Source organism: Candidatus Methylomirabilota bacterium (assembly GCA_036005065.1).
Classification (GTDB): domain Bacteria; phylum Methylomirabilota; class Methylomirabilia; order Rokubacteriales; family DASRDR01; genus DASYQW01.
This window is the reverse complement of record DASYQW010000364.1, coordinates 1-11,436: the sequence shown is the minus strand read 5'-3', so window position 1 is coordinate 11,436 and position 11,436 is coordinate 1. Positions and strand designations below refer to the sequence as shown.

Sequence of the window (11,436 nt, the reverse complement as noted above, 5' to 3'; positions counted from 1 at the left end):
CCGTCGTGGCGGCGGCGAAGCCGCCGCTCGGAACGCTCCTCGATGCACCACGCGCTCGGCGGTCGGCGCCGGATTAACTCCCGACACACCGCTAGCCTGGCGGGTCACGGCCTCCGGCGCGCCGCGCGGCCCCGGCCCTATCTCTTCAGCGTGTAGCCGGCCGGCACCTCGAAGCGCGCCGGCTCGGGGCCGACCCGGCGGATGCTCTTCACCTCGGTGTAGAGGGTGAGAGCGAGCCTCGCACTGTGCCCCGGGATGATAGGGCGGAGCGGCGTCGGCTGACAATCGGGTTTCCCCCCACGGCGTTCCCGGTGGACCGGAGAGCCCTCGGCCGCCCCTCCGAGAGTTCCCGCGACTGGGTGACGGGCCCTGATAAGATGAGGGGCTGCATGAGGAGGAGCCGCGCGTGCGAGCCCGGACGTTCTGGAAGACGGTGGTGCACGACAGGGTCGATTTGCTCGATCGCCTGATCGCTTTCCTGACCGAGCACGGAATCCGGTATTGCCTCGTCGGGGGCCAGGGGGTGAACGCCTACGTCGAGCCGGTGGTGAGCCTCGATCTGGATGTCGTGGTCGCGGCCGACCAGCTCGCTCGGGCCGAGGCCTTGCTGGCGGAAGCCTTCAGGGTCGAGCGGTTCCCCCACAGTCTCAACGTCACGCTCCCCGGATCCGATCTGCGGGTTCAGATCCAGCTCGACCCCCGGTACGGGTCTTTCGTGGACCGGGCCACGGTCCGGGACGTGCTCGGCCACCGCCTGCCGGTCGCGCGGGTCGACGATCTGCTGCAAGGCAAGATCTGGGCGGTCCTGGATGCCGAGCGCCGTCCCAGCAAGCGCCAGAAGGACCTCGCGGACATCGCGCGCCTCCTCGAGGCCTATCCGACGCTGCGCGAGCGCGTGCCTCGCGAGGTCCTCGACCGGCTCGTGTGAGCCGAGCCGGAGGGTGTCAGAGGCGGTCGAGGCCGAGCGCCCGCTCCGAGCGGCGACGCGCCAGGTAGAGCACCACGCCCGAGATCGCGAAGTTGACGAACATCCCCGGATGGTACGGGTTCACCACGGAGTGGCCCTCGAGGATCGCCCGGGAGACACGGAAGTAGGGGAACAGCATCCCGAGGACCAGGAGGACGATGTTCAGGGAGCTTTCCCCCAGGCCGACGACGGGGGCGAGCGCCGGCCGGACGCAGGTCAGGAACCCGCAACCGAGGCAGAGGGCGTAGTAGCCGTACTTCATCGCCGGGTAGTCGTCGAGCGCAACGATCCGGACGTTCACGCCCCAGAGCCAGTCCACGAGCGCGAAGAGCGGGGTGGCCAGGTAGTACGGGGTGATCAACGGCATTCGCGCCTTCATGTCTCACCTCGCGGGCCGGCCTTCAGTGTCCGCGCAGGGCCGCCTCGGTGGCGAGGGCGTCGGCCCGGGCGTTCAGGGCGGCGAAGTCGTTGCGCCCGGCGTGGGTCGACTCGTGCCCGCGCTGGTGCCGGAAGCGCACCGTGAGGCGTCGCTCGGCGATCAGCGCCCGGCACGCGGCGACGATCGCGGCCACCAGGGGGTCCTTGGCCTTCCAGCGTCCCTCCAGCCACGCCCCGACGCCCTCGTAATCGTGGACCACGGTGAGCGAGGTGCCGGTCGGCACCAGCGTGAGGGCGGTGTAGAGGCCCCCGAGTTCCGTGAGGATGTTCCGCAGGCGGTCCACGGCGGCCGTGATCCGCGGGCGGGCCTCGAGCCCGGGGATCCGTGCCCGGCCGAAGGCCTCGTAGGCCGTCGTGCCGACCTCCTTCAGCACGACGGGCTCGGCCCCGCCCTCGGGCTGCTCGACGAGGACGACACCGATCCCACCCATGTGGTTGCCATCCACGAAGGCGTAAGTCCCGGGCGGGAGGCGGATCGCTTCCCCGCGGAGCATCGCCTCGGCGGCCTCCCGGCTCGACACGGCCTGGTAGCGCGCGCCGGGGACGCCGGCGGTCGCGGCCTTGCACTCGGCCCACGTCGGGTAGATGCCGCGGATCGAGTCCGGGCGGGTCACGACGTAGACCTTCATCCGGCCGCTCCCGTCCGGCGGAGGAACCCGTCGAGGACGGCGGTGAAGTCCGCCGGGCGGTCGAGCACGAGGTGGTGGTACGCGCCCGGGATCTCGACACTGGCGGCGCCCGGGATAGCCTCGCGCATCTGCGCCGCCATCGCGCGCGTCAGGATCGGGCTCCGCTCGCCCCGGACGATCAGCGTCGGCGCCGTGATCCGCGGGAGGAGTGGCCAGGCGTCGACCGGCTGTCGCGCGCCGTAGCAGGCCACCGGCGGGGATTCAGAGGTAGACCGACTTCATCTGCGCCTCGGGGTACCGGGGGCCGGCCGCCGCCCCGGGCGGCATCGCGTCCTCGATACGCTCGAGATCGCGGGCGCTGAGCCGGACCTCGAGGGCGCCGAGGTTCTCGTCCACGTAGGCCGTGCGCTTGGTGCCGGGGATCGGGACGACGTCCTCGCCCCGGGCGAGAAGCCAGGCCAGCACGAGCTGGGAGGGGGTGACGCCCTTCTCGCCGGCGATCTCGACGAGCCGCTGGACCAGCTTCAGATTGTGCGGGAAGTTCGCCTCCTGGAAACGCGGGTGCTGGTGACGCCGGTCGCCCGGCGCGAGGTCGGCGGGGCTCTGGATCCTCCCCGTCAGGAAGCCGCGGCCGAGGGGCGAGTAGGCCACCAGGCAGATGCCGAGCTCCCGGCAGGTGGGCAAGGTGTCCTCGGCCGGATTCCGGTAGAGGAGCGAGTACTCCAGCTGCACCGCGCTCAGGGGATGGACCGCATGGGCGCGCCGGATGGTCGTCGGGGCCGCCTCGGAGAGCCCGAGGGCGCGTACCTTGCCCTCCTGGACGAGCCGCGCCATCGCGCCCACCGTCTCCTCGATCGGGACCTTGGGGTCCACCCGGTGCTGGTAGTAGAGGTCGATCTCGTCGACCGCGAGGCGCTTGAGGCTCGCGTCGCATGCCTGCCGCACGTACGCCGGTCGCCCGTCGACCAGGTTGGCCTTGCCGTCGGGACTCCGCACCTGGCCGAACTTGGTCGCGATCACCGCCTGGTGGCGGCGCCCCTTGAGCGCCCGGCCGAGGAGCTCCTCGTTGTGGCCCCAGCCGTACATGTCGGAGGAGTCCGGGAAATTGATCCCCCGATCCAGCGCGTGCTGGATCACGGCGATCGAGCTGGCATCGTCGCTCTGGCCGTAGATGCTCCCGGACATGGGCATGCACCCGAGCCCGATGCGCGAGACCCGGAGCGTGCTGTTCCCGAGGGTGACGTAGTCCATGGCCGTCTCCTGTGCGTCGTCTCAGGCCGGCGCTGGCAGCGTCTCCAGGGCCTTCCAATCGAACTCGACGCCGTGCCCCGGCCGCTCGGGGGCCACGGCCTCCCCGTCCACGAGCTCGAGCGGGTGCGCGATGAAGCGCTCGAGGCCGAACCCGTGCACCTCGAGATAGGAGGCGTTCGGCACCGCCGCCAGCAGGTGCACGTGGAGGTCGTGCACGCCGTGGGACGTGACCGGCAGGTGGCGGGCCTCGGCGACGTGGGCCACCCGGAGCCACACCGAGATGCCGCCACAGTTCGACACGTCGGGCTCCGGAAAGCTGACGCCGCCGGCGTCGATGAGGCGCTCGAATTCGGAGAGGGTGCGAAGGTTCTCGCCGGCGGCGACCGGGAGGGCCCCCTCGCGGACGATGCGGACGTGGCCGGGGAGGTCGTCCGGGGTGGTGGGCTCCTCCAGCCAGAAGACGTCGTGCTCGGCGAGCGCCCGGGAGGCCCGGATCGCCTGGTCGGCGGTCCAGCGCATGTTGGCGTCCACCATGAGCGGCGTGTCGGGGCCCAGGAGCTCGCGCAGGGCCCGGACACGGGCGAGGTCCTCCTGGAGGCGGTCCCGGCCGACCTTCATCTTGATGGCGCGGAAGCCGCGCCCGAGGTTCTCCTCGGTCTGGCGCTGGAGCTGATCGAGCGGGAACTGGAGGTCGATCCCGCCCGCGTACGCCTTGACGCGGGGGTCGTGGCCTCCGAGGAGGCGCCAGAGCGGCATCCGCTGCCGCCGCGCTCGCAGGTCCCACAGGGCGATGTCCACGGCCGAGATGGCGAAGGCGGCCAGGCCACCCCGGCCCACGTAGTGGAGGCGCCACCACATGCGCTGCCAGAGGTCGGCGATCCGCTCCTCGTCCTGGCCGGTCAGCACCGGGGCCAGGTCTCGCGCCAGGAGGGCACGGATGGCGGCACCTCCGGCGCCGACCGTGTAGGTGTAGCCCGTCCCTTCGGCGCCGTCCCGGGCCCGCAGGCGCACCGTGACCAGCTCGAAGTGCGTGATGTCGCCGTGGGTGGCGTCCGACAGGATCCGGGGCAGCGGAATCCGATAGTGACCGACCTCCGGCGCGGCGAGAGCCATGCCTTCGCGCCTATCGGCCGACGACGTCCCGCTTCATGGGGGCCAGGAGCAGCCCCGAGGACCCGGGTAGGCCACGTGATTAACGTAGCCGGGGTCGGTGCCCGGACACAAGGCCGGCGCTTGATCTCGGGTCGCGCCGGGTCTAGCCTGGGCCTGGCAGGGGAGGAACGCGTCATGGCGGACAAGGTGACCAAGTCGGACGCCGAGTGGCGGCGGGACCTTTCGCCGGAGCAGTACCAGGTGCTTCGGCGGCACGGCACCGAGCGCCCGTTCACCGGCGAATACCACGAGTGCGAGGATCCCGGGACCTATCGCTGCGCCGGCTGCGGCCACCCGCTGTTCGGCGCCGACACGAAGTTCGACTCGGGGACCGGGTGGCCGAGCTTTTCCGCGCCCATCGACCCCGAGGCCGTCAGCACCGCGGACGACGAGAGCTGGCTCATGCGGCGGACGGAGATCCGCTGTGGCCGCTGCGACTCGCATCTCGGCCACGTGTTCGACGACGGCCCGGCGCCGACCGGCCTGCGCTACTGCATCAACTCGGTGGCGCTCCAGCTCGACCGGAAGCCGGAAAAAGCCTGATCATGAGTCGCCTTCGCGTCAGGCTCCCGCGCCGGGGCTGTGGATCGCGCGCCAGACCCGCTCCGGGCGGAGCGGCATGTCGAGGTGGCGGACGCCGAAGGGCCGGAGGGCGTCGACCACCGCATTGACGACCGCCGGGGTCGAGCCGATCGTGGCCGCCTCGCCGATGCCTTTCGCCCCCATCGGGTTGAAGGGCGTCACGGTCACCGTCTCCGCGGTGACGAACGAGGGCAGGTCATCCGCGCGCGGCAACGCGTAGTCCATCAGCGACCCGGTCAGGAGCTGCCCCTCGTCGTTGTAGACCATCTCCTCCAGCAACGCCTGGGCGATGCCCTGGGTCAGCCCGCCATGCACCTGGCCCGCCACCAGGATCGGGCTGATGCGGGGCCCGCAGTCGTCCACGGAGAAGAAGGCGCGGACCGACACCTGGCCCGTCTCGCGGTCCACCTCCACCACCGCCAGGTGCGCCCCGAAAGGGTAGACGAGCTGGGCCGGGCGAAAGAAGTCGGTCGCCTCCAGGCCGGACTCGAGCGCCTCGGGGAGGTGCTCGCCGTAGGCGCGGGCGGCGATCTGGGCCAGCGTGAGGCTGCGGGCCGGCACGCCCTTGACCTGGTAGCGCCCGTCCGCCAGCACGACGTCCTCGAAGGCCGCCTCCAGCATCAGCGCCGCCACCCGCCGCGCCTTCTCCTGGACCTTGGTGGCCGCCCGCAGCATGGCCGAGCCGCCGAGAGCCAGGCTGCGGCTCCCTCCCGTGCCGTGCCCCATCGGCGTCGTCGCGGTGTCGCCGTGGCGGACCACGATCTGGTCGAAGTCGACGCCGAGATGGTCGGCGATGATCTGGGCGAATGTCGTCTCGTGCCCCTGGCCGTGCGGCGAGGTCCCCGTGAAGGCCGTCACGGTACCGCTCGGCTCCACGCGCACGATCGCGCTCTCGAAGGGGCCGAAGCCGCACATCTCCACGTAGCAGGCCATCCCGACGCCGAGCAGGGCCCGATCGCGTCGGGCCAGGCGCTCCCGCTGCTCGGCGCGGAGCGCCGCGTACTCGGAGATCTCGAGGACCCTGGTGAGCGCCCGGTCGTACTCGCCGCTGTCGTAGCGCTGGCCCGTCGGCGCCGCGTAGGGAAACGCGTCCGGCGGGATGAAGTTCTTCCGCCGCACCGCCTCCGGGGGCAGACCCAGCTCGGCGGCGACGAGGTCCACCAGGCGCTCGACGTAGTAGGCGGCTTCCGGTCGGCCGGCCCCCCGATAGGCGGCGACCGGCGTCGTGTTGGTGAAGATGCAGGTCGTCCGCAGGTCCACGCTCGGGATCCGGTAGACGCCGACCCCCATCATGAGGGTGAGATCGGGGATGAAGGTGAAGATGGGGTAGGCCCCGACGTTGGCCATCACGTGGAACCTGAGCGCCGTGATGGTGCCGTCGGCCTCGACCGCCGCCTCCACGTCGGTGACGTGGGCGCGCCCGTGGGTCGTCGCCACCATGTGCTCGAGCCGTGTCTCCGTCCAGCGGAGCGGGATCCGGTGGAGGCGCGCCAGCGTGGCCAGCACCGCGTCCTCGGGATACAGCCCGAACTTCACCCCGAAGCCGCCGCCGACCTCGGGCGCGATGACCCGGATCAGGTTCAGCGGCATCGAGAGGGCGGTGGCCAGGTCCGCCCGGAGCCCGTGAGGCGCCTGGGTGGTGGCCCAGACCACCAGGCCGCCCGTCGCCGGGTCGGGGGCGGCGAGCGTCGCCCGGGGCTCCAGGGGAACGCCGCAGAGTCGCTGGTTGACCATCCGCTGCTTGACGACCCGGTGCGCCCGGGCGAAGGCGGCGTCGGGGTCGCCCGCCCGGATCGCGTTCTCGTGCTCGACGTTCCGCGGCGCATCGTCGAAGAGCCGGGGCGCCCCGTCGGCCATGGCCTGGAGGGGATCGGCCACCGCGGGGAGGGGCTCCCAGTCGACCTCGACGTCTCCCGCCGCGTCGACCGCCAGGGCCTCGGAGGTGGCGACGACCGCCGCCACCGCTTCCCCGACGTACCGGACGCGCTCGATCGACAGCGCGTGGTGCTTCCGCCCATCGCCCTCGGCCCCGGCCCCGCCGCCCTCGGCACCCCCGAAGGGGATCGGCAGCAGGGCGCAGCGGCCGACGAGATCCTGGCCGGTGACGACGGCCACGACGCCGGGGCGCCGAAGGGCGGCGGCGGTCTCGATGCCGCGGATGCGGGCGTGAGGATGGGGGCTCCGGACGAAGGCGACGTAATGCATCCCGGGCAGCGTGAGGTCGCCGACGTAGGTCGACCTCCCGGTGATCAGGCGTGGGTCTTCCTTCCGCTTGACCTCGGCGCCCATGAGCTTGCCGACTGGCATGCGCGAGCCTCCTCTGCCGGAGATCGGGTCCCGTCTCACAGTAAAGCAATCGGCCGCAGAGTCAACGGAGGCTGCCCGGCGGACGCCCCGCCACCCACCGCGCCTCGGAGTATCATGGCGAGACGAGGCGCCGGTCGCCGGAACGCGGGCCCGGAAGCGGGGAGGAGCGCGCGATGCAGATCGACCTGGGCGGCAAGGTCGCGATCGTCACCGGCGCCGGGCGCGGCATTGGCCGCGAGATCGCCGCGACGCTCGCCGGCGAGGGGGTCACCACGGTCGTCACCGATATCCGCCGGGAGTCCCTCGACGACGTGGGGGCCGAGTTCGCGCGCCGGCGCTGGGCCGGTCGCCAGTACCTCTGCGACGTGCGGGACGCTGCGGGAGTCGCCGAGACGGTGGCCGCGGTGCACGCCGCCTACGGCCGGATCGACATCCTGGTCAACAACGCCGGCGTCGCGCCGGGAGCGCCGGTCGACGAGCTCTCCGAGGAGGCCTGGGACCTGAACCAGGCCGTCAATCTCAAGGGCACGTTCCTCATGTGCCGGGCCGTGGTTCCCGTCATGAAGGGGCAGCGCTGGGGCCGGATCCTCAACGCCGCCTCCTTCGCGGCCATCGTGCCCATCACGGGCAGCGCGGCCTACGCGGCGTCCAAGGCCGGGGTCCACTACTTCACGCGGGTGCTGGCCGGGGAGCTGGGCCCCTGGAACGTGACCGTGAACTGCTATGCGCCCGGGATGATCCCGACCGAGATGAACCGCTTCGCCGAAGCGCCGCCCGAGCGCCAGCGCCGGCTCCTGGATACGCTCACCCTGCGGCGATGGGGCCAGGCGCGGGACGTCGCCCACCTCGTCTGCTTCCTGGCCTCCGATCTGGCCGGCTACATCACGGGGACGCTGATCGACGTGAGCGGCGGGAAGCTCGCCACCCAGATCCCCCGGCTGGCGCACGAGGCGGCGGCCGCCGCCGGGGAGTATGAGCTCGAGTAGGGAGGCTCCGGGGATGGACCACCAGGGCCTCCTCGACGAGCTGCTTCGGGTCGCGATGAGGCTCGGGGTCGAGGTCCGCATCGAGCCTTTCGAGGACCCGCCCACCGGCGCCGGCGGCCTCTGCCTGGTCCACGGGCGCGAGCTCGTGCTCCTCGACGCCCGCGCGCCGCTCCCGGATCGCGTCCGGGCCCTGGCGCGGGCGCTGAGCCGGCTCGACGTGGACACGGTCTACATGGCCCCGGAGGCGCGGGACGTCGTCGAGGCCGCCAGCGCGGAGCCGGGAATCCCCCGGGAGCACGTCCCGCTGGCGCCCCACTCGACCCTCGGCGTCGGGGGGCCCGCCCGGTTCTTCCTGGAGGCCCGCGACGAAGCGGCCGTGCTCGAGGCCTTCCGGTGGGCGACGGGCCGCGGGGTCTCCCTCCGCGTCCTCGGCGGGGGCTCGAACCTCGTCGTCGCCGACGGCGGCGTCGACGGGCTCGTCCTGAAGATCGGCCTGCGCGGGATCGCGACCCGCGCGGCGGCGGACGCGGTCGAGCTGACGGCGGCCGCCGGCGAGCCGTGGGACGCGCTGGTGGGCGAGACCGTCGCCCGCGACTGGGCGGGGATCGAGTGCCTGAGCGGCATCCCGGGTCTGGTCGGGGCGACGCCGATCCAGAACGTCGGCGCCTACGGCCAGGAGGTGAGCCAGACGCTGGTCGCCGTCCGCGCGCTCGACCGGTCCAGCGGCCGCGTCGTGACGCTCAGCCGCCAGGCGTGCGGCTTCGCCTACCGCGACAGCGTCTTCAAGAGCCGGGAGCCCGAGCGCTACGTCGTCCTGGCCGTCACCTACCGGCTGATTCCGGGCGGCGCCCCGACCGTGCGCTACGCCGAGGTCCAGCAGCATCTCGCCTCCCGCGGGATCACGGCGGCGTCGCTCCGGGCCGTGCGAGAGAGCGTGCTCGCGATCCGCCGCGGGAAGTCCATGGTGCTGGACGACGGCGATCCGAACCGCCGGAGCTGCGGCTCGTTCTTCGTGAACCCGGTGGTGACCGCCGACGAGGTCGCCCGGATCGAGGCGGTCGCGGAAGACGCCGCGATGCCGCGCTGGCCGGAGCCCGACGGTCGCGTGAAGCTCTCGGGCGCCTGGCTGATCCAGCGCGCGGGGTTCCAGCGCGGCGACGCGGACGGTCCGGTCGGCCTCTCCACACGGCACACGCTCGCCCTGGTGGCCCACGAGGGCGCCCGGGCCGCCGACATCGTCCGCTTCGCTCGCCGGGTCCGGGCCCGCGTCGAGGCGCGCTTCGGCGTCCGCCTCGTCCCCGAGCCGGTCTTCTGGGGGTTCGCCCGCTTCGACGGCGGATTGCCGGCCGACTGACGGCCGTTTCCCCGTCTCGGGACACAGGGAGGGGGCCGCCGAGGGCCCGTCCGGCTGAGTCAGGGCAGCGCGGCCACCGCCACGCCGCCGTGGAAGGCGGCGCCGTAGGCCAGGAATGCGAGGCCGGTGGGCACGCCGTTCCCGGTGAAGGCGCGCACCTGCGGGGCGATGCCGGGGCCCGGCCCCGTGATGATCTCGCTGCGGCTGTCGCCGGCGACGTTGCCGGCGGCCACGAAGACGCCGCCCCGGAACGCGGCCGGGTAAGCGAGGAAGCTCGCGCGCATGCGGATCACGCCGCCGAGAAGCTTCGCCACGCGGACGAGCGGCGGGCGGCCGGGGCCGGCCCCGACCACGATGGAGTCGCGGTCGCCGGCGTCGAGGGGGCCAGCCGCCACGTGGACGCCGCCGGTGAACGTCGGCTCGAAGGCGAGGAAGCGGGCGAGGAGGCGGACGCCCCCGGGCGCCCCGCTCTGGAGCCGGTAGACTCGCACCTCTGGCGGCGCCCCGGCTCCGGGTCCGGTGATGATCTCGGGGACCCCATCGCCATCGACGTCGCCAGCCGCGACGTTCACCCCCCCACGGAAGCCCTCGTCGTAGGCGAGGAAGCTCGCGAGGTCGCGCACCGGGTTCCCGTCGGCGCCGAGCTTGATGACTCGGACTCGGGGCGGCAGCCCGGGTCCCGGCCCGGTGACCACTTCCGCGCGCCCGTCCCGCTCGAAGTCGCCGGCCGCCACCCGGACCCCGCTCCGCGACCCGCGGTCGTAGGCCAGAAAGCTCGTGGCCCGCGGCGCGCCGCTGGCCGTGAAGGCGCGGACGTGGGGCGGGTCGCCGGGGCCCGCCCCGGTCACGAGCTGGGCCCCGGCACCACCGAGCGGCGCGACGGCGATCGAGACCCCACCCGCGAACGCGGGCACATAGGGGAGGAAGGTCGCCGTCGGCCGGCCGTCCCGGAAGACCCGGACGGCCTGCCCGCCGGGGCCCGGCCCCGTGACGATGGAGCCGGCCACGCGGACGACGTTGAAGGCGAACTCGCCGGTGGCGTCCCGGACGTTGAGGAAGACCGTCTCGCCGAAGGGCAACACCGGAAGGTTGAAGCTGCCGGTGGCGCCCCCGGCCGGGTCGAGGGTGCCGCCGAACAGACGCCGCTGGTCGAGCAAGAAGTGGAAAGGGCTCAGGGGCTGAAGTCCCGCGACCTCGAAGGGGACGGCCTGGCCCGGGCGGACCGAGCCGTGCCGGAGCCGGAGCGACGCATCCCGCATCCAGCGGCGGAGATCCAGGAGCGTCGAGGCGACGTCGTGGATCCCGCGCGGGCTTTGGGAGACGACACCGACCGGCACCTCGGCGGCCGTCAGGCGAAGCAGCGCCTTGGGGAGCGTGAAGAGAAGCTGGTGCGACATCGCCTGGACCGGGATGTCCCGATCGGCGACGCGCTGGCTCAGGACCAGCCGGGGCCGCGCCGGGAGTGCCGTGCGCCGCCCGGTCATCCGGTCGATCACGGCGCCGGATACCGCCACCGGCCCCGTCTCGGTTTCGCGCCCCACCTCCACCCGGGCCTCGCGCTCGATGCCGGCGAAGCCCGCCTCGTCGTCCACCCCGGTGCTGGAGTTGTGGTCGGCGTCGAACAGGAGGCGGTAGGTGGCGAGGAAGGGCCCCGACCGCGGGACGAGGCCGCCCAGGTCGAGCTGCCCGTGGATCGCCGGGTCTTCGAGCTCGGAGCTGAGGGCGAGCGCCGAGAGGTCGAAGTAGGCCGGCGCCTCGCCCCGCTGGTCC

General features: G+C 73.0%; 11 protein-coding genes. 4 read left to right on the top strand and 7 right to left on the bottom strand.

Features of this window, described 5'->3' with window-relative positions; all coding sequences use genetic code 11:
- The first annotated feature begins 406 nt into the window (after positions 1-406).
- Positions 407-928: a nucleotidyl transferase AbiEii/AbiGii toxin family protein gene (locus VGW35_24665; GenBank protein ID HEV8310866.1), complete on the top strand. Its 522-nt coding sequence runs from the start codon at positions 407-409 to the stop codon at positions 926-928.
- Between the two features lie 16 nt (positions 929-944).
- Here VGW35_24665 and VGW35_24660 read toward each other — a convergent pair whose 3' ends face one another.
- Genes VGW35_24660 through VGW35_24640 form a run of 5 tightly spaced genes read right to left on the bottom strand, consistent with a single transcriptional unit; the run spans position 945 to position 4,398 of the window.
- Positions 945-1,346: a hypothetical protein gene (locus VGW35_24660; protein HEV8310865.1), complete on the bottom strand. Its 402-nt coding sequence runs from the start codon at positions 1,344-1,346 to the stop codon at positions 945-947.
- Positions 1,347-1,368: 22 nt separating this feature from the next.
- Entirely contained in the window at positions 1,369-2,034 is a 666-nt protein-coding gene (locus VGW35_24655; protein HEV8310864.1) for a ribonuclease H family protein, read from the bottom strand.
- Positions 2,031-2,285 (bottom strand): alpha/beta hydrolase, encoded by a 255-nt coding sequence (locus VGW35_24650; protein HEV8310863.1) that lies wholly within the window; start codon positions 2,283-2,285, stop codon positions 2,031-2,033. Before VGW35_24650 ends, VGW35_24655 begins: the two co-directional genes overlap by 4 nt.
- Before the next feature lie 10 nt (positions 2,286-2,295).
- Entirely contained in the window at positions 2,296-3,285 is a 990-nt protein-coding gene (locus VGW35_24645) for an aldo/keto reductase (protein ID HEV8310862.1), read from the bottom strand.
- Positions 3,286-3,306: 21 nt separating this feature from the next.
- On the bottom strand, positions 3,307-4,398 hold the full coding sequence (locus tag VGW35_24640; protein HEV8310861.1) for a mandelate racemase/muconate lactonizing enzyme family protein: 1,092 nt from the start codon (positions 4,396-4,398) through the stop codon (positions 3,307-3,309).
- 174 nt (positions 4,399-4,572) lie between these two features.
- On the opposite strand from VGW35_24640, the gene msrB reads away from it, so the two are divergent.
- Complete coding sequence (gene msrB, locus VGW35_24635) at positions 4,573-4,980, top strand: peptide-methionine (R)-S-oxide reductase MsrB (protein HEV8310860.1); 408 nt, start codon at positions 4,573-4,575, stop codon at positions 4,978-4,980.
- A gap of 18 nt (positions 4,981-4,998) precedes the next feature.
- Here the strand turns inward: msrB and VGW35_24630 are convergent, their stop codons facing one another.
- Positions 4,999-7,326, bottom strand: a complete 2,328-nt coding sequence (locus VGW35_24630) for a molybdopterin cofactor-binding domain-containing protein (protein ID HEV8310859.1) — start codon at positions 7,324-7,326, stop codon at positions 4,999-5,001.
- A gap of 173 nt (positions 7,327-7,499) precedes the next feature.
- Here VGW35_24630 and VGW35_24625 point away from each other — a divergent pair, with 173 nt between their 5' ends.
- Together VGW35_24625 and VGW35_24620 are read left to right on the top strand one after the other, a co-directional pair.
- Positions 7,500-8,312: an SDR family NAD(P)-dependent oxidoreductase gene (locus VGW35_24625; protein ID HEV8310858.1), complete on the top strand. Its 813-nt coding sequence runs from the start codon at positions 7,500-7,502 to the stop codon at positions 8,310-8,312.
- 13 nt (positions 8,313-8,325) lie between these two features.
- A complete protein-coding gene (locus VGW35_24620; protein ID HEV8310857.1) occupies positions 8,326-9,666 on the top strand; it encodes a UDP-N-acetylmuramate dehydrogenase in 1,341 nt (446 codons plus the stop codon).
- A 59-nt stretch (positions 9,667-9,725) separates the two neighbouring features.
- Here the strand turns inward: VGW35_24620 and VGW35_24615 are convergent.
- On the bottom strand, positions 9,726-11,436 hold a 1,711-nt coding region (locus VGW35_24615), incomplete at its 5' end, for a VCBS repeat-containing protein (protein HEV8310856.1).